This window comes from Cupriavidus sp. D384 (assembly GCF_001652915.1).
Taxonomy (GTDB): Bacteria; Pseudomonadota; Gammaproteobacteria; order Burkholderiales; family Burkholderiaceae; genus Cupriavidus.
The window spans coordinates 37,077-59,938 of the sequence record NZ_BBQI01000095.1; the positions used below are offsets into that span (position 1 = coordinate 37,077).

At 65.2% G+C, this 22,862-nt stretch carries 22 protein-coding genes and 1 tRNA gene; 9 read left to right on the forward strand and 14 right to left on the reverse strand.

All coding sequences use genetic code 11. The features are described from left to right. Positions 1-9 precede the first annotated feature (9 nt). Positions 10-1,869 (reverse strand): M48 family metalloprotease, encoded by a 1,860-nt coding sequence (locus tag A9J21_RS22700; RefSeq protein ID WP_404851408.1) that lies wholly within the window; start codon positions 1,867-1,869, stop codon positions 10-12. A gap of 136 nt (positions 1,870-2,005) precedes the next feature. On the opposite strand from A9J21_RS22700, the gene moaC reads away from it, so the two are divergent. From moaC to A9J21_RS22710, 3 genes are all read left to right on the forward strand, one after another. Next, positions 2,006-2,482, forward strand: a complete 477-nt coding sequence (gene moaC / locus A9J21_RS22705) for a cyclic pyranopterin monophosphate synthase MoaC (RefSeq protein ID WP_066739427.1) — start codon at positions 2,006-2,008, stop codon at positions 2,480-2,482. A gap of 243 nt (positions 2,483-2,725) precedes the next feature. Then, complete coding sequence (locus tag A9J21_RS31155) at positions 2,726-3,184, forward strand: hypothetical protein (RefSeq protein ID WP_082926570.1); 459 nt, start codon at positions 2,726-2,728, stop codon at positions 3,182-3,184. Next, positions 3,181-3,705, forward strand: a complete 525-nt coding sequence (locus A9J21_RS22710; RefSeq protein WP_066739428.1) for a glycine zipper family protein — start codon at positions 3,181-3,183, stop codon at positions 3,703-3,705. The genes A9J21_RS31155 and A9J21_RS22710 overlap by 4 nt, the downstream gene beginning before the upstream one ends. Before the next feature lie 7 nt (positions 3,706-3,712). On the opposite strand, the gene A9J21_RS22715 is transcribed toward A9J21_RS22710, so the two are convergent. The 10 genes from A9J21_RS22715 to recA form a co-directional block, all read right to left on the reverse strand. Further along, positions 3,713-5,527 carry a PglL family O-oligosaccharyltransferase gene (locus A9J21_RS22715; RefSeq protein WP_066739429.1) on the reverse strand — a complete coding sequence of 605 codons (1,815 nt, stop codon included), beginning with the start codon at positions 5,525-5,527 and terminating at the stop codon, positions 3,713-3,715. 156 nt (positions 5,528-5,683) lie between these two features. Continuing rightward, positions 5,684-6,169 carry a pilin gene (locus tag A9J21_RS22720; RefSeq protein ID WP_066739430.1) on the reverse strand — a complete coding sequence of 162 codons (486 nt, stop codon included), beginning with the start codon at positions 6,167-6,169 and terminating at the stop codon, positions 5,684-5,686. 269 nt (positions 6,170-6,438) lie between these two features. Further along, complete coding sequence (locus A9J21_RS22725) at positions 6,439-6,963, reverse strand: pilin (RefSeq protein ID WP_066739431.1); 525 nt, start codon at positions 6,961-6,963, stop codon at positions 6,439-6,441. Between the two features lie 265 nt (positions 6,964-7,228). Then, a complete protein-coding gene (locus A9J21_RS22730; protein ID WP_066739432.1) occupies positions 7,229-7,924 on the reverse strand; it encodes a TerC family protein in 696 nt (231 codons plus the stop codon). 323 nt (positions 7,925-8,247) lie between these two features. Further along, a complete protein-coding gene (sucD, locus tag A9J21_RS22735) occupies positions 8,248-9,129 on the reverse strand; it encodes a succinate--CoA ligase subunit alpha (RefSeq protein WP_061954871.1) in 882 nt (293 codons plus the stop codon). 58 nt (positions 9,130-9,187) lie between these two features. Next, positions 9,188-10,354 carry an ADP-forming succinate--CoA ligase subunit beta gene (sucC, locus tag A9J21_RS22740; protein WP_066739433.1) on the reverse strand — a complete coding sequence of 389 codons (1,167 nt, stop codon included), beginning with the start codon at positions 10,352-10,354 and terminating at the stop codon, positions 9,188-9,190. A 90-nt stretch (positions 10,355-10,444) separates the two neighbouring features. Next, positions 10,445-11,116 carry a DUF2889 domain-containing protein gene (locus A9J21_RS22745; protein WP_066739434.1) on the reverse strand — a complete coding sequence of 224 codons (672 nt, stop codon included), beginning with the start codon at positions 11,114-11,116 and terminating at the stop codon, positions 10,445-10,447. 149 nt (positions 11,117-11,265) lie between these two features. Beyond that, positions 11,266-11,403: a hypothetical protein gene (locus A9J21_RS31710; RefSeq protein ID WP_156546098.1), complete on the reverse strand. Its 138-nt coding sequence runs from the start codon at positions 11,401-11,403 to the stop codon at positions 11,266-11,268. Between the two features lie 80 nt (positions 11,404-11,483). Then, positions 11,484-11,951, reverse strand: a complete 468-nt coding sequence (gene recX / locus A9J21_RS22750) for a recombination regulator RecX (RefSeq protein WP_066739435.1) — start codon at positions 11,949-11,951, stop codon at positions 11,484-11,486. A 102-nt stretch (positions 11,952-12,053) separates the two neighbouring features. Further along, complete coding sequence (gene recA / locus A9J21_RS22755) at positions 12,054-13,115, reverse strand: recombinase RecA (protein WP_066739436.1); 1,062 nt, start codon at positions 13,113-13,115, stop codon at positions 12,054-12,056. 282 nt (positions 13,116-13,397) lie between these two features. Here recA and A9J21_RS22760 point away from each other — a divergent pair, with 282 nt between their 5' ends. The 5 genes from A9J21_RS22760 (at position 13,398) to A9J21_RS22780 (ending at position 18,323) form a co-directional block, all read left to right on the forward strand. Then, positions 13,398-14,087, forward strand: a complete 690-nt coding sequence (locus A9J21_RS22760) for a response regulator transcription factor (protein WP_066739437.1) — start codon at positions 13,398-13,400, stop codon at positions 14,085-14,087. 12 nt (positions 14,088-14,099) lie between these two features. Further along, complete coding sequence (locus tag A9J21_RS22765; protein ID WP_066739438.1) at positions 14,100-15,674, forward strand: sensor histidine kinase; 1,575 nt, start codon at positions 14,100-14,102, stop codon at positions 15,672-15,674. Then, positions 15,671-16,033, forward strand: a complete 363-nt coding sequence (locus A9J21_RS22770) for a DUF4212 domain-containing protein (RefSeq protein ID WP_066739439.1) — start codon at positions 15,671-15,673, stop codon at positions 16,031-16,033. The genes A9J21_RS22765 and A9J21_RS22770 overlap by 4 nt, the downstream gene beginning before the upstream one ends. A gap of 310 nt (positions 16,034-16,343) precedes the next feature. Further along, entirely contained in the window at positions 16,344-18,035 is a 1,692-nt protein-coding gene (locus tag A9J21_RS22775; RefSeq protein ID WP_066739440.1) for an MFS transporter, read from the forward strand. A gap of 211 nt (positions 18,036-18,246) precedes the next feature. Then, a tRNA-Met gene (locus A9J21_RS22780) sits at positions 18,247-18,323 on the forward strand. A gap of 130 nt (positions 18,324-18,453) precedes the next feature. Here A9J21_RS22780 and panP read toward each other — a convergent pair. Together panP and A9J21_RS22790 are read right to left on the reverse strand one after the other, a co-directional pair. Continuing rightward, positions 18,454-20,097: a pyridoxal-dependent aspartate 1-decarboxylase PanP gene (panP, locus tag A9J21_RS22785; protein ID WP_066739441.1), complete on the reverse strand. Its 1,644-nt coding sequence runs from the start codon at positions 20,095-20,097 to the stop codon at positions 18,454-18,456. A gap of 210 nt (positions 20,098-20,307) precedes the next feature. Beyond that, positions 20,308-20,994, reverse strand: a complete 687-nt coding sequence (locus A9J21_RS22790) for a response regulator transcription factor (protein WP_066739442.1) — start codon at positions 20,992-20,994, stop codon at positions 20,308-20,310. A 331-nt stretch (positions 20,995-21,325) separates the two neighbouring features. Between A9J21_RS22790 and A9J21_RS22795 the strand changes: the two genes are divergently transcribed. After that, a complete protein-coding gene (locus tag A9J21_RS22795) occupies positions 21,326-21,775 on the forward strand; it encodes a universal stress protein (RefSeq protein WP_066739443.1) in 450 nt (149 codons plus the stop codon). Positions 21,776-21,811: 36 nt separating this feature from the next. Here A9J21_RS22795 and A9J21_RS22800 read toward each other — a convergent pair whose 3' ends face one another. Continuing rightward, positions 21,812-22,861, reverse strand: coding sequence for a serine/threonine protein kinase (locus A9J21_RS22800; protein WP_066739444.1), 1,050 nt, complete (start codon positions 22,859-22,861; stop codon positions 21,812-21,814). Between the last annotated feature and the right edge of the window lies 1 nt (position 22,862).

Here is a 22,862-nt window from a genome sequence, read left to right on the forward strand (position 1 = left end):
CCCCGGCCGCTAGTTCGGCATGCCCTTGTTGTCCTGCCGGTCTTCCTTGAACTGAAGCTGCAACTGGTGCAGGCGCGCGTCGACTTCCGACAGCGTATAGAAATCGCCATCGCCGGCCTTGCGCGCGATCTGGAGCTGTTCGATGGCCGCCTGGTACGAGCCGTCCATCGCATACTTCTCGGCCAGCGCCTGATGCTGCTGCAGCCGCTTGCCCTGCGCGGCATAGGCACGCGCCAGCAATTCCCACCACTCCGACCGGCCCGTCTCCTCACGCGTGCGCGAGCGCAGGAAGGTCACTGCATCGTCCAGCCTGTTGGCGGCGAGCAGCGTATCGGCATAGGTCAGCGCGGCCGCGTGCGATAGCGGGAAGGCCTTCAGCGTGGCGGCCGCCTGCGTGAGCGCATCCTGCGAGCGGCCCTCGCTGCGGGCCAGTTCCACGGCCATCACATCCAGCATCGGCGTACCCGACGTGGCGCCCGGGATCGTGCCGTACAGACGCCGCGCCTCGGCCAGGGCCTTGTCGGCATCGACAAACCGGCCCAGCTGCTGGCTGGCGAATGCAATGCCGTAATACACCGCCGGCAGCCGTATGGGCGGGGCCTTGGACAACTGCGCCTGGAACGAGGCCAGCAGGTTGCGCAGGTCGTTCGGCGTGGGCGACTGCAGCACCGCAGCGCGCACACGGGCGAATTCATAGTCGGGCGTATTGCCAACCTTGTGCGCGACCACGTGGCGCACGCGATCCTGCATGTCGGCGATACGTTCGGACGTCAACGGGTGGGTGCGCACGTAGGCGGGCACGGAATTGTCCGAGATACCCATCACCCGTTGCAGCCGCTGGAAGAAATCGGGCATGCCCTGCGGATCGAAGCCCGCGGCGGTCATGATCTGGAAGCCCACGCGATCCGCCTCGCGTTCGGCGCCGCGCGAGAACGACAACTGGTTGGCAATGGCCGCGCCCTGCCCGCCCATCGCCAGGGCCGCCGCCGCATCGCCGCTCTTGGTGGCAGCCAGGCCGGCCAGCACCATCGACGCCAGCGCAATCCACATCGACTGGTCCTGGCTGGTGATGCCGCGCGCGATGTGCCGCTGCATGACGTGGCCGATTTCGTGGCCCAGCACCGACGCCAGTTCGGATTCCGTATCGGACTGGACCAGCAGGCCCGTATGCACGCCGATATAGCCGCCCGGCATCGCAAATGCGTTGATCGAACGGTCGCGCACGCCGAACAGCTCGAATCCGGTGGCGAACGTACCCGCCCCGTTGGAGCCTGCAATGTTCATGCGCCGGGCCGCCTGCACCAGACGGTAGCCGAGCGCGTTCAGGTAGTCGTTCAGCAAGGCGTCCGACACGTAGTCCGGATCGCGCCGGATGCTGCGCATGATGCGGTCGCCGAGCCGCTTTTCCATATCCGGCGACAACGACGCCGTGGACGGATCGCCCAGATCGGGCAACTGGATGCCGGCGCTTTCCACCACCGTATTGCCGCTACGCAGGCCGAATTCCGATTTCTGGCCCGCGCGGACGCTACGGTTGAGGTTGTCGTAGACCTGGTCACTGACCGCGCTGTTCAGGGTGGGCACGGGGGCCGAAACCGGCGAGGTTTGCGATGCCGATCCCCCCGATGTGGCCGTGGCCAGCTTCGCATTGGCAGCCGCAGCGGCACTGGTCCGGCCCGGCTGCGCTGTCGTTGTGCCAGGGGTCGTGGTGGACGCCCCCTGCGGCCATGCGGGCGCCGCCATGGTCAGCACGAGCACAGCCGCGACTGCGCGCGTCAGATGTGACGCACGGACGGCAGGCACGGCGGGCTTCTGGGCGCGGGCACTCGACCGGACGGGCAGGCGGCGAGGCCAGGATGTCTTGGGCATGTTGCTATGATAGCGGCCTCTGGATGCCGTTCCCATCGGGCAAGCCCCAGCGCCGGCCACCGTTGTTTTGGGCCACGTTCCCTGCCCCGTTGCGACCGCCCCGTTCACCCCTTTCCCCCAGCCTTCCTTTGCCGCCATGAGTCAGCTCACCCACTTCGACACCGCCGGCCAGGCCCACATGGTCGACGTCGGCAACAAGACCAGCACCCATCGCGTAGCCGTAGCCACCGGCACGATCACGATGCTGCCCGAAACCTTCGCGCTGGTCCGTGACGGCACCGCCAGGAAGGGCGACGTGCTCGGCATTGCCCGCGTGGCAGCCATCATGGCGACCAAGCGCACAGCCGACCTGATTCCGCTATGCCACCCCATCGGCCTGACCCGCGTGGCAGTGGACTTCGCGCTCGACGAACCCAGCTCGACCATCGCCTGCGTGGTGCGCACCGAAACCCACGGCCAGACCGGCGTGGAGATGGAAGCCCTGACCGGCGTACAGGTGGCCCTGCTGACGATCTACGACATGTGCAAGGCCGTGGACCGGGGCATGGTGATGGGCAACGTGAAGCTGCTGGAAAAGCATGGCGGGAAGTCGGGGGATTGGGTGGCGGCGTAAGCCAGTCCCGAAACAGCATGTTCCGATTCAGAAGCTCCGTGTCGCGCTCCCGTCACGCGTCCGTGCCGGCACTTGGGCCTTGTTCGTCCCGCCCGTAATAAAGGTAACGTCACATTTCCGGATGTCCCGAAATGCCCCTGCCAGCGGCAAATTGATATTCAATGCAAGACATGACGGTTGCCGTCAGTCGTCCGACTGCAAGGTTCGGACGTTAAGCATTGGCAGGAACTCGAGGTACACATCATGAACGGGCGCAAGCTCTGCCAGATTGTTCTGGCAATGGCCGCGATGGGCGCGGCGGGGTACAGCACGACAACGCTGGCCCATGGGTATTACCACGGCGGGCATGCCCGCGTGGGTGTCGGTGTCTATGTGGGACCCGGCTGGGGTTGGGGTCCGGGATGGGGCCCTGGCTGGTACCCATATGGCCCGTACTACGCTCCCGGCTACTATCCGGGCTACTATCCATCACCCGCCGTGGCAGCGCCGCCGGCGGAACCGCCGCAATACATCGAACAGGGCAGCGACGGCAATCCGGCCGTGACCGATGGGTCGTCGCCTAACGCCTGGTGGTACCACTGCGCCCGGCCCGACGGCTATTTTCCTTATGTGAAGGAATGCCCTGGCGGCTGGCAGCGCGAGCAGCCCCATGCACCCTCTTCGTCCGCGCCCGTTCCTGCTGCACCTGGAGTTACGTCATGAGATTGCGTTCGTTGAGTCTGCTGATCGCGGCATCGCTGGGCCTGGGTGCCTGCGCGGTGATGCCTTCGGGCCCGAGCGTGATGGCGCTTCCGGGCACCACCAAGACGTTCGACCAGTTCCGCGGTGACGACTACAACTGCCGGCAGTTCGCCTTCGGGCAGGTCGGCGGCACCACGCCGCAGCAGAACGCCAACGCGGCGGCCGTGGGCAGCGCCGTGGTCGGCACCGCGCTGGGCGCGGCGGCAGGCGCCGCGTTCGGTGGCGGCCAGGGTGCCGCCGTGGGCGCCGGCGTCGGCCTGCTGACGGGGTCGGCGGTCGGGGCCGGCAATTCGTACAACGCTGGCTACGGCTCGCAGCGTGCGTATGACGCCGCCTATGTCCAGTGCATGTACGCCAGCGGCAACCGCGTGCCCGTCTATGGGCAGATGGTGACAGCGCAACCGCCCGCACGTGCAGCGATGCCACCACCCAACTACCAGCCGTACTATCCGCCCCCGCCTCCGCCGGGCTACGTACGCTGATCCAGTCCTAGTTGACCTGCGACGTGCGGTGCTGACCGCGCTGGACGCGCAGGTGCACCCACGCGCAGAACTCGCGCGGGCGGCGATCGGCGCCCAGCGCATCGCAATCGCGCGATAGCGCGGCGAACTGCGCCGCCTCATCCCCCTGGTAGTAATAGCGCAGACGTTCCATCCAGAGCCGGGCGCGCGCCTGCTCGCCAGTCAGTGCAAGCAGCCATGCGCTGCGGCGGATCAGGTTGGGCGTGGGCAGCAGGTGCAACGCGTCGACATGACCCGGCAGCAGACCGGCTGCGCTATCAGGGGTGATGGTCATATGCTCGGCGACGTCCGATGCAGCATGCTGGCGGAACCAGTAACGGGGCATCGGCAAGGCATCGCGATGCGCGTCGCTCGCATATTCCCGCGCCTCCACGCGCTTGTAGTCCTGCCACAGTGTGACGAGCGCCACCGCCGCCACCGCCACGAACGCCAGACTCGCCACCATCGCGCCGCCACGTGGCAGCGGCCGGCCGAAGCCCGACGGCTCCGCCCAGGCCAGCAGGAAGCAGAACGGCAGAAAGAAATACACATAGTGCAGCGGGTACTCCAGCATCGAGTGCGCCACGAGCATGGCAAGCCAGATCAGCACCGGCACCGCCATGCTTCGCTCGGCCGCGTTGCCACGCCAGATGCGGTCACGGATCACACGCCAGAACCATGCCGCCAGCACAAGCACGACACCAACGGTGCCAACCGCGCCCGTCTTCGCCAGAAGATCAAGCATCGCGTTATGCGCATGCAGCGACATTTCCGCCACCACCTGCACTTGCGACGCCACCTGGAACTGCGCCCATCCAAACTCGCCGTAGCCAACGCCCAGCCACGGATGCGCATGGAACATTGCCAGCGCCTGTGACCACAGTGCACCGCGATAGGAAATCTGGTTGCCCGACTGCAACTGTGACACGGTGTCGAACAACCGCCAGTCGAACGCCTGCCCCGCCATCTTGATGGCCGGCTGCAGCACCACGATGCCCACGACCAGCAGCACGGCAGCGGCGACCAGGCCAGGGGCCCGATGCATCGGGCTGGCGCCGCGCGGCGTGCCGCGTGCCATGGCGGCCGCCAGCAGCGCGTAGACGGCCGTCAGCCCGACATGCACCAGGCCGGTTCGCGACCCGGACAGCACGATGCCGCTTTCCAGCAACGCCGTTGCCACCAGCCAGGACGGAAACTGCAGCCAGCTGCGCGTTGCCAGCCAGATGGCAGCCGCCAGCGCCAGGCCATTGAGTGTCGCCTGATGGTTAGGCTGATTCAGATTCCCCCAGAGCCGGCGGTTGGTGTCGTAGAAATACTCCGACACCAGCCCGAATACCTGGTCTTCCATGTGAAAGACCTGCACCCACTGCGCCAGGGTACCCAGCAGCCCCGCCACCAGAAAGGCGATGGCCAGCGCATCGACGATGCTGGCCCGACGATCCACCGACGATGCCTGGCCCATGCGCCAGGCGCCCAGCATCACGGCCGCGCCCAGCGCCAGCACCATTTGCGTGGTCAGGCGGCTGCCGGAGACATCGGCCATGCCCGATGCCGCCTGCAGCAGCGTGGTCGCAATCAGCCAGAGCGGAAAGGCCACCACCCACGGAAACGCCTTGCGTGGCCGCGAGCCCGACACATCGACGCGCACCAGCGCCAGCACGGCCACCAGCGCCACGCCAAGCAGCGCCGCCGTCCATTCGCCAAAGAACGTCGCCAGCGGCAGCGTATGCCGCGAGACCAGAAACGGGAGGGTGAAGGCAACGACAATTGCCGTCGCGGGAAGCGTGGCTCGGTGCAGCGGCATGCGCGCAGGGGGCTCAAGGAGACAAAGGCGCCATGATAGCGTGGCGGCCTGCGCCGATGGGGCAGAACCGCTCCCGCACACCTCGGTCACCCCATCTGGGACGCACGGACCGGCCCGGATCGACCGGCCCGCGATGCTGGGCGACTATGTCCTGCATCAAGCCTTCTTGGCTGCTCCCTTGCATGCCTGCGGCAGGAAACGCTGCGCAATCTTGTCTGAATCGCACTTCCACTTGATTGAGCCCTTGTCCGCGTTGTCCATCGTCAGCGTCATGGTCTTGCCTTTCAGCTCCTTGGACACGCCAGACTGCCTGAATGTCGCGATGATCGTGCAGTTGCCCTTGTCATTGGCCGTGCCGCCAACGTTCACGCGCTCCACGTACTTGCCGTTGATATCGGCCGCAGCCGGTATGCCATCTGCCATTTCGTTGGCGTTGTTCGGGCAATTGCCGGATTGCGAGAACGTTTCCGTTACCGATACCTTCTGCCCCGACGCCAGTGTCAGCCCCTCGGATATCTGCGCCCGTGCGATGTAGTCCTGGTACTGCGGAATGGCAATCGCCGCCAGGATGCCGATGATCGCGACGACGATCATCAGCTCGATCAGCGTGAAGCCGGCGTGGCGACCCTTTTGGTAATGCATGTTGACCCCTTCTGAAGTTGTTGGAATGGCATTGCGCCGGCAGCCGCCAGGGCCATCGGCACGGCCATCTTCGGGGGAGTCGCGTCGCCTCCGGATTGATTCAGGACAAGGCGGCAAACATCGTTGCAATCGCAGGCAGATGCAGTCGATTCGATACGAATTGCCGCGCTCAGTGGTTTCCCGGACGCGGCTCGGAACACGCCGAACCGCGCCCGGGGTTGGCACAGCTAGCCACCGCCAGGCACGTCCTCACCTGCCTGGCCTGGCGCTCATTCCGCCGCGGCCTTCGTCAGTTGGGTGCAGGCCTGCGGCAAGTACTTCTTGTCGGCCGACGATTCGCACTTCCACGTCACCGAGCCCTTGTCCGCGTTGCCCATGGTCAGCGTCACGGATTTGCCGGTCAGGCCCTTGGCGATACCACTATCCTTGAAGTTCGCGGTGATCGTGCAGCCGCCAGCGTCGGTGGCGGTGCCCCCGACCTGCACGCTGCTGATGTAGCTGCCGGATATGTCGGTCGAAGCCGGGATGCCGCCGGCTCCCCCACTGGCGTTGCTGGGACAGCTGCCCGAGTTGGAGAAAGCCTCCGTCACCGGTGCCTTCTGCCCCGACGCCAGGTTGACCCCTTCAGAGAACTGCGAGCGCGCCACATAGTCCTGGTACTGCGGAACGGCGATGCCCGCCAGGATGCCGATGATGGCCACCACGATCATCAGTTCGATCAGCGTGAAGCCGTGTTGCGCACGGCCGGCGGCGCGGTGGGCACCGCGATGGATGGCGTTCGGATTGCGTTGCATATTGACCCTTTCGTTGTCGTCGTGAAATCGACGTGTTGAATTGGAAGTTCAGCCGCGCGTGGCTGGGGTCATGATCGGGAGAACACTGGCGAGGCGCCAATGACCTCGGACAATTCCCACAGAAATGTGGGAATTGTTTGGAAATCCGCAGGAGTCCGTGGCGCGGACGCTGCAGTTCCGGTGTTGTAAAAACAAAACGGGCGACCCGTGGTGGGTCGCCCGTTTCAGGCTCGCGATGCTACTTCTGTATTGCCCGATACTGTCGTCAGGCGGTCTGTGCGCTACGGCGGCGCATCAGCTTGCCGATCAGCACGACCAGCACGGCGCCAATCACGCCGAACACCAGGTGTGCGTGCGGCACGTGAATCTGGAACCACTCGGCATCCACCGGATCGCTGACCAGCATTTCGCCAGCCAGGTAGCCCAGCAGCGCGGCGCCCAGCACGATGATGATCGGGAAGCGCTCCATCACCTTGAGCAGCAGCGTGCTGCCGAAGACGATCAGCGGAATCGACAGGCCCAGGCCGATGATCAGCAGCATCAGCTGGCTACCCTCGGGGCCCTTCTGCGCGGCGGCGGCCACGGCCACCACGTTGTCCAGCGACATGACCAGGTCGGCGATCAGGATCGTGCGGATCGCGGCCCAGATGTTGTCCTTGGCGTCATGACCATCTTCGTCGTCATCGCCGGTCAGCAGTTGCACGCCGATGTAGACCAGCAGGACGGCGCCCACGATCTTCAGGTACGGCAGGCTCAGCAGCTTGACGGCTGCCACAGTCAGCACCACCCGCATGATGATGGCGGCGGCGCTACCCCAGAAAATGGCCTTCTTCTGCTGGGCGGGGGGCAGGTTGCGCGATGCGAGCGCAATCACCACTGCGTTATCGCCCGACAGGACGATATTGGTCAGGATGATCGACCCCAGCGCAATCCAGAACGTGCTGCTGGACAACAATTCCACGGCTAGACTCCTCGAAATTCCAAAGTTATGTTCCGTGCCCGCGGAAGCTGCCGGATTCGGCCAACTGCGGACTTTCGGATGTCTGAACTACCAGACATGAAGATTTATCGTACGAACCTTTCGATTCGGTTTCAACGGGCGTGGTTCATGTCTCGGGATATACCCTAGGACATCTGCCAGGCCAGAACGACATTGCCCCCGCCACAAGGACGGGGGCAATGTTTTGCGGTGCTTGCGGCGTCAGGTCGACCCCGAGTCCCGCAGGTACGGCACGCCGCGCGATGTGCCAGACAGGCCACATGGCACGGCGTCGACCTGGCTGCTTACAGCATTGCCTTCAGCAGACGGCCCATTTCCGACGGGTTCTTGGTGACCTTGATACCGCAGGCTTCCATGATTTCCAGCTTGGCCTGGGCGGTGTCGGCACCACCCGAGATCAGCGCGCCGGCGTGGCCCATGCGCTTGCCCGGAGGCGCGGTCACGCCAGCGATGAAGCCAACCACCGGCTTCTTCATGTTTTCCTTGATCCAGTAAGCCGCGTTGGCTTCGTCCGGACCACCGATCTCACCGATCATGACCACGGCGTCCGTATCCGGATCGTCGTTGAACATCTTCATCACGTCGATGTGCTTCAGGCCGTTGATGGGGTCGCCACCGATGCCGACAGCCGACGACTGGCCCAGGCCCAGCGCGGTCAGCTGGCCGACGGCTTCGTACGTCAGCGTGCCCGAGCGCGACACCACGCCGATGCGGCCCTTGCGGTGGATGTGACCCGGCATGATGCCGATCTTGATTTCGTCCGGCGTGATCAGGCCCGGGCAGTTCGGTCCCAGCAGCAGGGTCTTCTTGTTCTGCTTACGCATCTTGTCCTTGACTTCCATCATGTCACGGACGGGAATGCCTTCGGTAATGCAGACCACCAGGTCCAGGTCGGCGTCGACGGCTTCCCAGATGGCGGCAGCAGCGCCGGCGGGCGGCACATAGATCACCGACACGGTGGCGCCGGTCTGTTCCTTGGCGTCCTTCACGCTGGCGTAGATAGGAATGCCTTCGAAGTCTTCGCCGGCCTTCTTCGGGTTCACGCCGGCAACGAACGCGTTCTTGCCGTTGGCATAGTCACGGCAGCCACGGGTGTGGAACTGGCCGGTCTTGCCGGTGATGCCCTGGGTGATGACCTTCGTGTCCTTGTTGATCAGAATGCTCATTTGCTAGTCCTTTTAGTCGCCCCGCCCGGCTGCGGCCGGACGGCAACGAAAGTTGTCCTTACTTGCCAGCGACAGCAGCCACGACCTTCTGGGCGGCTTCTTCCATCGTGTCGGCCGAGATGATCGGCAGACCGGAATCGGCCAGCATCTTGCGACCCAGTTCTTCGTTGGTGCCCTTCATGCGGACCACCAGCGGCACGCCCAGCTGCACGGCCTTCGACGCGGTGATCACGCCTTCGGCGATCACGTCGCAGCGCATGATGCCGCCGAAGATGTTGACCAGGATGGCCTGCACGTTCGGGTTCTTCAGCATCAGCTTGAAGGCTTCGGTCACCTTCTCGGTCGTGGCGCCGCCGCCAACGTCCAGGAAGTTGGCCGGCTCGCCGCCGAACAGCTTGATGGTGTCCATGGTGGCCATGGCCAGGCCGGCGCCGTTCACCAGGCAGCCGATGTTGCCATCCAGCGAGATGTACGCCAGGTCGAACTTCGATGCTTCGATTTCGTTGGCGTCTTCTTCGTCCAGGTCACGGTACGCAACGATTTCCGGGTGACGGAACAGTGCGTTCGAGTCGAAGTTGAACTTGGCGTCCAGGGCGATGACCTTGCCGTCGCCGGTCAGGATCAGCGGGTTGATTTCGGCCAGCGAAGCGTCGGTTTCCCAGAACGCCTTGTACAGGCCTTGCAGTGCCTGGCGAGCCTGGGCGATGCTGGCGTCGGGCACGCCGATCTTGCGGGCGATGTCGTCGGCGTCAGCGTCCTTCAGGCCTTCGGCCGGATCAACGATCAGCGTGTGGATCTTTTCCGGGGTGTGGGCAGCGACTTCCTCGATGTCCATGCCGCCTTCGCTCGATGCCATCAGGGCCACCTTCTGCGACACGCGGTCCACCACCAGCGAAACGTACAGTTCCTTCTTGATGTCGGCGCCTTCTTCGATCAGCAGGCGGTTGACCTTCTTGCCTTCCGGGCCGGTCTGGTGCGTCACCAGCGTCATGCCGAGAATGTTGCTGGCGTAGGTCTTCACCTCGTCGATGCTCTTGGCCACCTTCACGCCGCCGCCCTTGCCGCGGCCGCCTGCGTGGATCTGTGCCTTGACAACCCACACCGGGCCGCCGAGCTGTTCAGCCGCCTTCAGGGCCTCTTCGACCGAGAAAGCCGGGATGCCGCGCGGAACCGGCACATTGTATTTGCGCAGGATTTCCTTGCCTTGATACTCATGGATATTCATGCGTGTTTCCTTTCGGGTAGGCGTAAAGGGATTGGAAAAATAGTTGGAGACGAAGGGCTTGCGCCTGTTTCCTAGAGCCGACCGTGACGGTCAGCCCGACGTACCGTTGGGCCGGTGGGCCAGGGTGTCTTCGCCACCTGATGCGGGGGCATCGGCGCGTGACGCGGTCTGGGGGGACGACGCCGCAGCGCCGGCTTTCGGTTTCGGCTGGTGACCATACCAGCGCGGGTAAAACTGGCGAACCACCTCGCCCTCGAAATGGAGCGCGTGGCATCCATGGAGCTGCATCGGCGGTTCGGGATTGGGGTCGTCGGCGCCGTCGCGAATCTTGAACACGTCGCCCGCAAACGCCTGGATGGCTGCGGTCGGCAGCACGCCGGCCAGTTCGGTGAGATGGGTGCAGCCCGCCACATGGCCCAGCCGGTCGCGCACGGCCTTGCGGAACCCCTTCATCAGGTTCAGGCCGATCAGCTTGCGGTAAGCCGGGCCGATCGTGTCGCAATGCGTCGGATAAGGCACCCAGTCGGAACATGCCTCGGCGTCCACGATATTCAGGCGCAGATCGATCGTCACGCGCAGCCACAGATCGTGCAGCGGCTGGCCTTCGGGACGGATGCGGTTGCCGGCCAATTCGATATCGCGCGGCTTCGTATCGGTCAGCCGGGCCTCGATGTCCCACAGGCCGTCGTCCCGCAAATACGCTTCGGCCGTGATGGCACGGCGATGTCGCAAGGCACGGTTGACGGGTGGGGAAAGCGGCATGACAGCGGGGCTGAAGCGGCAGGCTGAACGTGGCGGAATTCGGGGGCGGTACTTACGCGGGGTTCGCTACGGCGAACTTCGCGGCTTGCTTCCGTCCGGACAGCCCGGCGCATGCCGGACGGCCGCCTGGGCCGGAGAACTCGTGGAGTTTAACATGCCGCGCTGCTTTGACCGGGAACATCCTGCGCGACAGTCTGTCCGGCCCGGATTGTTGCAATGACAAAGACGTCAAACCCGCTCCACATCAGGGTTTCCGGCTTGCGGCGCGGATCGGCGTTGCGTTGCATCAGTGGTACGACAACTGGCTTGACGTCCGCACGAATACCCCTTATGCGTACGCAGGTATGCAGATGGCCACCCGGTGTTGCTACTCGCCGTCGTAGGCGTCTTCGGCGCCCCGGATGATCTTGCCGATTACTCCCCGCGAAAAGCCCCGCGCCATCATGAACCGGATCTGCTTGGCCTTCGCCTCGGGTGAATCGGGCGGTACACCAAAGCGCTTGCGCCAGACTTCGGCGGCCCGCTCCAGTTCGGTATCGCGCAGCCGGTCCTGCAGTTCGCGCAGTTGATCGTTGCCCAGCTGGTGCGTCTTGGCCTCCTGCATCACCCGCGCCGCGCCGTACCGGCTGGCGCGCCGGTTGACCAGGCTGTCGACGAAGCGATCATTCGACAGCCAGTTTTCACGCTCCAGCGCGTCAAGCAAGGCTTCCACTTCCTCCGCCGATTCGGCATGGGGCGCCAGCTTGCGCGCCAGTTCGGCACGGCTGTGCTCGCGGCGCGACAGATAGCCAACGGCGCGGGCCTTGAGGGAAAGCGGAGGACGGGTTCCGGCCATCAGGAATCAGGGAAGCGTTTCGGGGGACAGGGCGCGGGGGCAGAAAACAAAAAAGCCGCCGCACTGTCATGCGACGGCCTTCGTTGCCGGCAGGCGTCAACCTCAGCCTTCGATCTCGGCCGGCGCGCCCAGCGTGGTGTTCGTCGGGGCCACACCCAGCGCCGCGCGCACCTTGTTTTCGATCTCGGCGGCGATGTCCGGATTCTCGCGCAGGTATTCACGCGCGTTGTCCTTGCCCTGGCCGATCTTGTCGCCGTTGTAGCTGTACCACGCGCCCGACTTCTCGACGATCTTGGCATCCACGCCCAGGTCGATGATCTCGCCCTGACGCGAAATACCCTGGCCGTAGAGGATGTCGAAGAACGCCTCGCGGAACGGCGGCGAGACCTTGTTCTTGACCACCTTGACCTTGGTCTCGTTGCCCACCACTTCGTCGCCCTTCTTGATCGAGCCGATACGGCGGATGTCCAGGCGTACCGAGGCGTAGAACTTCAGCGCATTACCGCCGGTCGTGGTTTCAGGCGAACCAAACATCACACCAATCTTCATGCGGATCTGGTTGATGAAGATAACCAGGCAGTTGGTGCGCTTGATGGTGCCGGTCAGCTTGCGCAGCGCCTGGCTCATCAGGCGGGCCTGCAGACCCGGCAGCGAATCACCCATCTCGCCTTCGATTTCGGCCTTCGGCACCAGCGCTGCCACCGAGTCGATCACGATCAGGTCGATCGAGCCCGAGCGCACCAGCGCGTCGGTGATTTCCAGTGCCTGCTCGCCGGTGTCCGGCTGGGAGATCAGCAGGTTGCCCACATCCACGCCCAGCTTGCCGGCGTACTGCACGTCCAGCGCGTGTTCCGCGTCGATGAACGCGCAGGTGCCGCCCAGCTTCTGCATTTCGGCAACAACCTGCAGCGTCAGCGTGGTCTTGCCCGACGATTCCGGGCCGTAGATCTCGACCACGCGGCCGCGCGGCAGGCCGCCGACGCCCAGCGCGATGTCCAGACCCAGCGATCCGGTGGACACCACCTGGATATCCTGTTCGACGTCGCCATCGCCCAGGCGCATGATCGAGCCCTTGCCGAACTGCTTCTCGATCTGGGAGAGCGCGGCGGCAAGCGCCTTCTGCTTCTCAGCGCTTACGCCGGCGCCGGCCTTCTTGTCGTCCATGGTCGTCCTTCAGTCAATGGGTGGTCAATTGGTGTATAAATAGGCCGCATGCGGCGTGGCGCCTGCTTTTCAAGCCTTTTCCGATCAATATCGGAGGCTTTCGAAGGCATTTCGGCGCCTTGACTCGCCAGTCCCGGCCCTGCGCCGGTCCCTTCCGGGACCACTCGCGCGGAATGTCGGGTACTGTATAAAAAAACAGTATGCTTGGCAAGCCCCACCGGCACCGCAAACCGGAGGCCGGCGATGCCGGCCCGAAAAAGGTGACAAGGGTGGAGACAAACCATGCGGATTCTGATCGCCGAAGATGACGACGTGCTGGCAGACGGCCTGACACGGTCATTGCGCCAATCCGGCTATGCCGTCGACCACGTCGCCAATGGCGTGGAAGCCGACTCGGCCCTTTCCACGCAGAATTTCGACCTGCTGATCCTGGACCTGGGCCTGCCGCGCATGCCCGGCCTGGAGGTGCTCAAGCGGCTGCGCGCGCGCGGCGCGATGCTGCCGGTGATGATCCTGACCGCGGCCGACGGTGTGGACGAACGCGTCAAGGGGCTCGACCTGGGCGCCGACGACTACATGGCAAAGCCGTTCGCGCTGTCCGAACTGGAGGCGCGCGTTCGCGCGCTGGTGCGGCGCGGCGCTGGCGGCGGCGCCACGCTGATGCGCCACGGCCCGCTGGCCTTCGACCAGGTTGGCCGCATCGCCTTCCTCAACGACCAGATGCTGGACCTGTCAGCGCGCGAGATCGGCCTGCTGGAAATCCTGCTCACGCGCAGCGGCCGGCTGGTGTCGAAGGAACAACTCGTCGACCACCTGTGCGAATGGGGCGAGGAAGTCAGCAACAACGCCATCGAAGTCTACGTGCATCGCCTGCGCAAGAAGATCGAGGTGGGTGGCATCCGAATTGCCACCGTGCGCGGCCTGGGCTACTGCCTGGAGAAATTCCAGCCGGCCATGGCCACCCACGGCTGACGCAAACCGCCCATGAGCCTGCTGCGCCTGCCCTGGCGACGCCATCCCGCCGCAGGCACCGCCCCCCTGCCTGAACCCGCGCGCCCCACGCTGGCCGATGCCGCCGCCGAGGATTCGGCGCTGGCCGACGCCCTGCCTCACCTGGAAGAATCGTCGGCCCATCCCGCGCCGCGCTCGCTGTTCGGCGAAATCCTGGACTGGATGCTGGCGCCGCTGCTGCTGCTCTGGCCGATGAGCATCGCGGTCACCTATCTGGTCGCAAAGTCGATTGCCAACGGGCCGTTCGATCGTGCGCTGGAAGCCAGCGCCATCGTGCTGTCGCAGCAGGTGCGCGAAGTGAACGGGCGCGTGACGCTGCAGTTGCCGCTGTCGGCCCGCGAGATCCTGCGCGCCGACGAGACCGACAACATCTATTACCAGGTGGTGGGCAAGCGCGGCGAGTACGTGGCCGGCGACCACGACCTGCCGCTGCCGCCTGAAGAGGAACAGGGCCATGCCGGCCTGGTGTCGATGCGTGACGATCGCGTGGCCGGTAACGATGTGCGCGTGGCTTATACCTATGTCGATCTGAAAAATATCGGCGGCAACCAGCCGGTGCTGGTGCAGGTGGCCGAGACGCTGGACAAGCGCGCCCGGCTGGCCAACGAGATCATCAAGGGCGTGATCCTGCCGCAGTTCGTGATCCTGCCGCTGGCCGTGGTGCTTGTGTGGTTCGGGCTCACGCGCGGGCTGGCGCCGCTGACGGCCATCCAGCAGCGCATCCGCTCGCGCAATCCCGGCGATACCAGCCCCATCGACGAGCGCGCCGCGCCGCAGGAAATCACGCCGCTGGTGGCGTCGTTCAACGACCTGCTGGCCCAGCTTGACCAGTCCGTGCAGACACAGAAGCGTTTTATCGCCGATGCGGCGCACCAGATGAAGACCCCGCTGGCCGGGCTGCGCATGCAGGCCGAACTGGCGCAGCGCGAGCAGTCACCCGAGGAACTGCGCCGGTCGCTGGCGCAGATTGCCGGCAGCTCCGAGCGCACCGCGCACCTGGTAACGCAGCTGCTGTCGCTGGCACGCATGGAGAACCTGGCCGGCGCCGGCGGCATGGCGCCGCTGGATCTTGCCGCACTGGCGCGCGATGTGGTCAAGGACTGGCTGCCGCAGGCATGGGCGCGCAACATCGACCTGGGGCTGGAAGCCGACGACCATCCCGTGATGATCACCGGCAACCGGCTGATGCTGACCGAAATGCTCAACAACCTGGTGGACAACGCCATCCGCTACACACCAGCCGGCGGCCATGCCACGGTGCGCGTGACCAGCGACGCCTTCGAGCCGTTTGCCTACCTGGACGTGGAAGACACCGGGCCCGGCATCGCGCCCACCGAGCGCGAACGGGTGATGGAGCGCTTCTACCGTGTGCTGGGCACCAACACCGAAGGCAGTGGCCTGGGGCTGGCCATCGTGCGCGAGATCGTGCAGCAGCATGGCGGCGAGGTGGCCATCGACGACAACGTGTACCAGACGTCGCCACGGCTGGCCGGCGCGCGCCTGCGCATTACCCTGCGCCGTACCGCACCGGAAGAGAGCCCGGCATGACCCGGAAAAAGCCCCGCGACCGCATGACGCCGCTGGAACGGCGCGCCTGGCATCACAACGTGCGTTGGATCCTGGCACTGCTGGCCGCGTGGTTCGTGATCACGTTCGGCGTGAGCTGGTTTGCACGCGAATTGCGCTTCGACTTCCTGGGCTGGCCCTTTTCGTTCTGGATGGCCGCCCAGGGATCGCTGATTCTTTACGTACTGATGGCCGCGCTGTACGCCTGGCGCATGAACCGCGCCGATGACGACATGCACGCGCGCGAAAACGAGCTGGCCGGCACCGGCATCGAAGCCCACCCGGCGCCACCCGCTCAACCTGACAGCGGCAGCGGCGCACCCCGCCACGACACGGTCTAAGGGTTTCCTCTGGGGCCGCGCCCATTGCTGCGGCGCAAGAACGGCGCCCGGCGCGGCAGCAGGCGGCCCCTGGCCCGGATGCCTCGCAATGCAGCACGCCCAGACCCCGGCATCGGCCCGATTTTCCTAGCGTATACCCCGACGGATTCAGCCCCCTTCGTCCTGAATCTGTCAGAACTCAGTAAGTTTCGCCTCCCACAATCGTTGCAACCTTGCCGCAATGGGCCGGCACGCGCACACGTGCACGCCCCCGACGACGAGGACCCCTTGAAGATTTTCGACGGAAGAACGGAAACGGAGGAGACAACAAATGGCAAACGCGCAAAACGTGGGGGCCGTACCTGCGGCCCACAATGCGCCGATGACGAAGGAAGAGAAAAAGGTCATTCTGGCCTCTTCCCTCGGCACGGTGTTCGAGTGGTACGACTTTTACCTGTACGGTTCGCTGGCGGCGGTCATCGCCAAGCAGTTCTTCGCCGGCCTTGACCCGACCTCGGCATTCATCTTCGCGCTGCTGGCCTTTGCCGCGGGCTTCATCGTGCGGCCGTTCGGCGCACTGGTGTTCGGCCGCCTCGGCGACATGATCGGCCGCAAGTACACCTTCCTGGTAACCATCCTGATCATGGGCCTGTCGACGTTTATCGTCGGCCTGTTGCCCAGCTACGCCACCATCGGCTGGGCGGCGCCGATCATCCTGATCCTGCTGCGCATGCTGCAGGGCCTGGCACTGGGCGGCGAGTACGGTGGCGCGGCCACCTACGTGGCCGAGCACGCACCGCACGGCAAGCGCGGCGCCTACACGGCATGGATCCAGACCACGGCCACGCTGGGCCTGTTCCTGTCGCTGATCGTGATCCTGCTGGTCCGCGAAGCCACCGGCGCGAACTTCGAAGTATGGGGCTGGCGTATCCCGTTCCTGGTCTCGATCCTGCTGCTGGCCATGTCGGTGTACATCCGCCTGTCGATGAGCGAGTCGCCGGCCTTCCAGAAGATGAAGGCCGAAGGCAAGACGTCGAAGGCACCGCTGACCGAGGCCTTCGGCCAGTGGCGCAACCTGAAGATCGTGATCCTGGCGCTGGTGGGCCTGACCGCCGGCCAGGCCGTGGTCTGGTACACGGGCCAGTTCTACTCGCTGTTCTTCCTGACCCAGGTGCTGAAGGTCGACGCCAAGACGGCCAACCTGCTGATCGCCGGCGCACTGGTGATCGGCACGCCGTTCTTCATCTTCTTCGGCTCGCTGTCGGACAAGATCGGCCGCAAGTGGATCATCATGCTGGGCTGCGCCCTGGCCGTGCTGACCTACTTCCCGCTGTTCAAGGCAATGACCCACTACGCCAACCCGGCGCTGGAGCGTGCCCAGCAGTCGGCCCAGATCGTGGTGACGGCCGATCCGGCCACATGCTCGTTCCAGGGCAGCCCGATCGCCCGCGAGATCGACTTCCGCAGCTCGTGCGACATCGTCAAGCGTACGCTGGCCCAGGCATCGGCCAGCTATGACGTGGTGGCCGCTCCGGCCGGCACCGTGGCTTCGGTGAAGATCGGCGACAAGGAGATCAAGGCCTTCGACGCCACGGTGGGCAACGGTGTGTTCGACGACGCCAGCAAGAAGCAGATCGCCGACTTCAAGAAGGCAGTCAGCGGCGAGATGACGGCGCACGGCTACCCGACCAAGGCAGACCCGGCCCAGATGAACACGATCATGGTGCTGGTGGTCCTGGTCATCCTGGTGATCTACGTGACGATGGTGTACGGCCCGATCGCGGCCATGCTGGTCGAAATGTTCCCGACCCGCATCCGCTACTCGTCGATGTCGCTGCCGTATCACATCGGCAACGGCTGGTTCGGTGGCCTGCTTCCGACCATCTCGTTCGCGCTGGTGGCCCAGAACGGCAACATCTACTACGGCCTCTGGTACCCGATCATCATCGCTGCCATGACCTTCGTGCTGGGCGCGCTGTTCGTCCGCGAGACCAAGGACGTGGACATCTACGCCAACGACTAAGCGGCCACACACAGACAACAGGCCATTCAGGCATTCGCCGGAGGGATACAACCGGTAACCCTCGCTCAGGATGGCTGGCCTACGGGCCAGCCGCTCCTTCCAGGCAGACCCTCGGGTCTGCCATTTTTTTAGGCAACTGCCGAAGCTTGCAGAAAATTGTCACGAAGGTGTTGACAGGCCGAAAACCGAAGGTATAATTTCGATCTTCGTTGGCGAATTAGCTCAGTCGGTTAGAGCGACGGAATCATAATCCGCAGGTCCGGGGTTCGAATCCCTGATTCGCCACCATCTATTTGAAAAGCCGCAATCCTTCACGGGATTGCGGCTTTTTGCCTTGGTCCACAGCGGACGGCCATGGGCACCGAGGCTGGATGCACCAGCCCGCGCCAGCCGTAGCGGACGCAGGCCGCCGGAAGCGTCAGAGCAGCGCCATCAACGGCGCCAGCATCGGGCTCTGCGCGGCCAGTGCGCGCTGTTCGGCCAGCACGCCCTGCAGGATGTCATGCGTCGTGTCAGGGTTCGCCAGCACCACGCGGAACACCGCGATGGCCCGGCCGCCCCACTGCGACGACGTCAGCTGCGTGCGCGACACGAACGACCGCCCGGCGTCGCGCTGCATCTCCTGGATGCTGATCGTCAGCGCGTCCAGCGCCTGCTGGATCTGCTCGCGCCTCTCCGCCGGGGTCGACGCCGACAACAGCGCCGCGCGCACCGCCTCGGGCACGTGGCGGTAAGTCAGGATGCAAAGCTGCGGCCGGCTATCGAGCTCAAAGTCGGGCTGCTGCTCGATCAGCGAGGCAAAGTACTTCGCGTTGTCGATGCCGGTGTCGATCAATCGTGCCAGGCCCTTGCGTCCCAGCAGGTGCAGGTTGGCATAGAGCATCACGGCCGCCGCGCCGCGCGAGCCTTCGAGCGTGTGGCGGCCCAGATCGACCGAGCCCTTGCGCACGATGTAGTTGGCGTGCTGGATGATCTCCTGCGTCCAGGCCGGATCGCGGAACAGCACCATGCCGGCGCCCATCGGCACATAGAACTGCTTGTGGGCATCGATCACCACGGAGTCGGCGCGCTCGATGCCAGCGAAGCGCCAGCGTTCGCGTTCGGACAGCAATGTCGCGCCGCCCCAGGCCGCATCGACATGGAAATGGCACCCGGCTTCCTGCGCCACATCGGCCATCGCGTCCAGTGGGTCGACTGCGCCGGTCTCGGTGGACCCGGCGATGCCGACGATGGCCATCGGCCGGATATTGCGCACCTTCAGGTCCGCGAGCGTTTCGCGGAGCTTGTCGATCCGTATGCGGCCGTCGCCGTCGACCGCTACCGGCACGAGGTTGTCGCGGCCAATGCCCAACACGTCGGCGGCCTTGCGCAGCGAATAATGGCCGCGTTCCGACACCACGATTGCCAGGCCGTCGTAGCCGTAGTGACGCAACGCCGCCATCAGGCCGGCATTGTGGAGGCCGGGGAAGCCGTCGCGTGCACGCAGCACGTTGTTGCGGCTGGCCCAGAGCGCCGCCAGGTTGGCCGTGGTGCCGCCCGCGCAGAACGCGCCAAGGGAATGTTCGGGATTGTGCAGCCACTGCGCATAGAAGCCACCGTCGCGCGAAAAGACCAGCTTGTGCAGCATGCCGATGACCTGGCGCTCCAGGCCTGTCAGCGCGCCCGAGGTTTCCAGCTTGACCACGTTCTGGTTCAGCGCCGCCACGATCTTGGCAAGCGACGGCATGAACGACGGCAGCGACGACGTCATATGGCCGACGAAGGCCGGCGAGGCCACGGGCATCACGTGGCGGAATACATCGTGCAGCAGATGATCGGCATGCGCCTGCGGCGCGGTCGGATCTTCGGGCAGGTCCACCGAGGTGAACTGCGCCTCGCGCGTGGCGCAGGCGCCCACCGGATCGAAATCGGTGCCGGCGAAGAAATCGGCGGGATGCTCGGCAATGCGCCGCTCAAGATCTTCGAACGCGCCCCGGTCCGCGTCGAACCAGTGCAGCGGACAGTCGTCGTCCAGTTGGTGGTCGTGCGAGTTGTCTGACGTCTCCGTCTTCGGCGCGTTCATTTGCATGCCCAGTCAATACCGTCCTGCGCCGGATGCGGCGCTGTTTGGCTGGGATTATGCCGGATAAGGACGCATGCGGACGCACAATGACGGATAGCGACGGACGGGGCCGGACGCCGTTGCGGCCAGCGTGCGGCCCAGTTCGCCGATGTGTGTCAGCGTCTCGCGCGGCTGCCGCCGGGAAGGCGGACCAGCGCACGCCGGCGACGCCTAGAACGCGGCAGCATCGCTCCGCCTGGCGCGCGGCTTCATCACCCGCGGAACCGGCTCGCCTTCCATTGGCAGCAGCCGATGCACACGCGCAAACTCCGCAAGATCGATCAGCGAACCCAGCCCCAGCTTGTCCATGATGCTGGCCTTGTGCGAACTGACGGTCTTGTTGCTGATCTCCAGCACATCCGAGATCGCCTTGTTGGAATGACCAACCGCCAGCAGCCGCAGCACGGTCAGTTCCCGGCGGCTCAGCAGGGCCTTGGGGTCAGCCGGATTGGCGGCGGCGCGGCGGAAGGTAGGCAACGACCTCAGCGGGAACGCCGCATAGCCGCTCATCAGCGCCCGCACGGCATCGGCCAGTGCGTCCAGCCCGGCGGCCTTGTCGATATAGCCGTGGGCGCCGCCCAGCAACGCACGCTCCGCCGCGCGCCGCTGCGCCGACAGCACCAGCACGCACGTGAGCGGCCAGGTCGACACCACCTCCTCCAGCACGGCATCGCCGGGCAGGTCGTCGAGTTGCAGATCCATCACCACCAGGTCGGCCGGGCGGTCTCGCAGTGCCAGCAGGCCGGCCGCGCCACCGGTGGCAACACGGACTTCGTCAAAGCCGGAGGCGGTCTCCAGGATCTTGCAGACGGTCTTGCGAACAGCGATATGCGGATCGATAACGATTGCGTTGGGCATGCCAGGTCTCCGTGAACAAGAACAGCGGGCAGCTTAGGCTGTCCAGCGGCTTGCCAGCGGCAGAACGGGCTGAAAATGCGTGTCGAAACTTCCGGGCTTTCTTACGGAAATTTCAGGCGTTGAGCCGTTGCGTCCGCCAGTTCGCGGAAGCACGCGTTTCGGCGCGCCGATCAACCATATCGCCGCTCAGATGACAATCGTGAAATCCTTAAAAATTGCGCGCCGATTTGATCTACGTTACGGTGTGATCACCCTCTGCGTGCCATGATGATCACGTCGCGCCAGTCGCGCGTTGTAGCTTTTCAACCAAGGAGATAGCGCCATGCCCCCGATGTCCAATATCGTGCTCGCCACCGACGGTTCTGCTTTCAGCGACGCCGCCGCACGCTTCCTGGCCGATGGCAAGTTGCTGCAGAGCGGCTTCACCGTGCATGTGATACACGTGTCGCCCGACGTCACGGGCCAGGTGCGCGCCTTCGTCAGCAAGGAAACCATCGACGCCTGGCACAACGAGGCCAGCGAAAAGGCCATGACATCGGTCTGCGCCATCCTTGAAGCCGCGAAGATTCCGTTCGAACGCCACGCGTTGCATGGCTATCCGCCCGAGAAGATCCTGGGTCACGCGAAGTCGGTGAATGCCAGCGCCATCGTCATGGGCACGCACGGACGCGGGTCGTTCTTCGACGCCGTGCTCGGGTCGGTGGCCGGCCGCGTTCTGGCGCAGGCCGATTGCCCGGTGGTCATGGTGAAGGCGGAAGGAAAGGTCAAGCCGCAGGCTTGACGCATCTGCCGGCGCGGCCCGGCGAAAGCGAATGGATCAAGCCGCCCAGAGCGGCGGCTCGTCCATCAGCGCGATCTGTTCGCGCAGTTCCAGGATGCGATCCTGCCAGTAGCGCGCGGTACCGAACCACGGGAACGCGGCCGGGAACGCGGGATCGCGCCAGCGGCTTGCCAGCCAGGCGCTGTAGTGCAGCAGCCGTAGCGTGCGCAGCGCCTCTACCAGCCACAGCTCGCGCGTATCGAAATCGGCAAAGTCCTCGTAGCCGGCCACGATGTCGGCCAGCTGGTCCTGCATTGCCGCACGATCGCCTTCCAGCAGCATCCAGATGTCCTGCACCGCCGGGCCCATGCGGCTGTCGTCGAAGTCGACGAAGTGCGGGCCTGGCGTGCCCCGGCCGCGCGCATCATCTTCATCGATCCACAGCACATTGCCGCGATGGCAATCGCCATGCAGGCGCAGCAGGCGCACGTCGCCGGCCCGCTCGTAGCAGCGGCGCACGGCATCGAGCGCCAGGTCCACGGCCGCGCGCCAGGGGGCCAGCAGATCGGCCGGAATGCAGTCGTGGCCGAGCAGGTAGTCGCGCGGGGCCACGCCGAATGTCTCGATATCGAGCGCCGGCCGTGCCTGGTAAGCCGTGGCCGCGCCACAGGCGTGAATGCGGCCGATAAAGCGCCCCAGCCACGTGCGCGTGGCGGCCTGGTCCAGTGCCGGCTCGCGGCCGCCGCAGCGCGGAAACACGGCGAAGCGGAAGCCCGCGTGCGCGAGCAGCGTACTGGCCGGCGCTTCACCCATGCGCCGCGGCAGCGCCGGCACGGCGGGAATCTCCGCATCGGCCAGTTGCTGCACGAACGCATGTTCCTCGAGGATGGCCGCGTCGCTCCACCGGCCTGGCCGGTAGAACTTGACCACCACGGGCGTGGCGTCCTCGATGCCAGCCTGCCAGACACGATTCTCGTAGCTGTTCAGGGCCAGCAGACGGCCGTCCGGATAGAAGCCCGCTGCCTCCAGCGCATCGAGGATGCACTCGGGCGTCAGTCCCGCATAGGGGACATCGGCGTCTGACTGTGGGCTATCCGGGTTGGTCATG

Excerpts from the sequence above, each read along its gene's own strand:
- A9J21_RS22700 (WP_404851408.1), bottom strand. The coding sequence starts at position 1,869 with ATGCCCAAGACATCCTGGCCTCGCCGCCTGCCCGTCCGGTCGAGTGCC.
- moaC (WP_066739427.1), top strand. The coding sequence starts at position 2,006 with ATGAGTCAGCTCACCCACTTCGACACCGCCGGCCAGGCCCACATGGTC.
- A9J21_RS31155 (WP_082926570.1), top strand. The coding sequence starts at position 2,726 with ATGAACGGGCGCAAGCTCTGCCAGATTGTTCTGGCAATGGCCGCGATG.
- A9J21_RS22710 (WP_066739428.1), top strand. The coding sequence starts at position 3,181 with ATGAGATTGCGTTCGTTGAGTCTGCTGATCGCGGCATCGCTGGGCCTG.
- A9J21_RS22715 (WP_066739429.1), bottom strand. The coding sequence starts at position 5,527 with ATGCCGCTGCACCGAGCCACGCTTCCCGCGACGGCAATTGTCGTTGCC.
- A9J21_RS22720 (WP_066739430.1), bottom strand. The coding sequence starts at position 6,169 with ATGCATTACCAAAAGGGTCGCCACGCCGGCTTCACGCTGATCGAGCTG.
- A9J21_RS22725 (WP_066739431.1), bottom strand. The coding sequence starts at position 6,963 with ATGCAACGCAATCCGAACGCCATCCATCGCGGTGCCCACCGCGCCGCC.
- sucD (WP_061954871.1), bottom strand. The coding sequence starts at position 9,129 with ATGAGCATTCTGATCAACAAGGACACGAAGGTCATCACCCAGGGCATC.
- sucC (WP_066739433.1), bottom strand. The coding sequence starts at position 10,354 with ATGAATATCCATGAGTATCAAGGCAAGGAAATCCTGCGCAAATACAAT.
- A9J21_RS22745 (WP_066739434.1), bottom strand. The coding sequence starts at position 11,116 with ATGCCGCTTTCCCCACCCGTCAACCGTGCCTTGCGACATCGCCGTGCC.
- A9J21_RS31710 (WP_156546098.1), bottom strand. The coding sequence starts at position 11,403 with ATGCAACGCAACGCCGATCCGCGCCGCAAGCCGGAAACCCTGATGTGG.
- recX (WP_066739435.1), bottom strand. The coding sequence starts at position 11,951 with ATGGCCGGAACCCGTCCTCCGCTTTCCCTCAAGGCCCGCGCCGTTGGC.
- recA (WP_066739436.1), bottom strand. The coding sequence starts at position 13,115 with ATGGACGACAAGAAGGCCGGCGCCGGCGTAAGCGCTGAGAAGCAGAAG.
- A9J21_RS22760 (WP_066739437.1), top strand. The coding sequence starts at position 13,398 with ATGCGGATTCTGATCGCCGAAGATGACGACGTGCTGGCAGACGGCCTG.
- A9J21_RS22765 (WP_066739438.1), top strand. The coding sequence starts at position 14,100 with ATGAGCCTGCTGCGCCTGCCCTGGCGACGCCATCCCGCCGCAGGCACC.
- A9J21_RS22770 (WP_066739439.1), top strand. The coding sequence starts at position 15,671 with ATGACCCGGAAAAAGCCCCGCGACCGCATGACGCCGCTGGAACGGCGC.
- A9J21_RS22775 (WP_066739440.1), top strand. The coding sequence starts at position 16,344 with ATGGCAAACGCGCAAAACGTGGGGGCCGTACCTGCGGCCCACAATGCG.
- panP (WP_066739441.1), bottom strand. The coding sequence starts at position 20,097 with ATGAACGCGCCGAAGACGGAGACGTCAGACAACTCGCACGACCACCAA.
- A9J21_RS22790 (WP_066739442.1), bottom strand. The coding sequence starts at position 20,994 with ATGCCCAACGCAATCGTTATCGATCCGCATATCGCTGTTCGCAAGACC.
- A9J21_RS22795 (WP_066739443.1), top strand. The coding sequence starts at position 21,326 with ATGTCCAATATCGTGCTCGCCACCGACGGTTCTGCTTTCAGCGACGCC.
- A9J21_RS22800 (WP_066739444.1), bottom strand. The coding sequence starts at position 22,861 with ATGACCAACCCGGATAGCCCACAGTCAGACGCCGATGTCCCCTATGCG.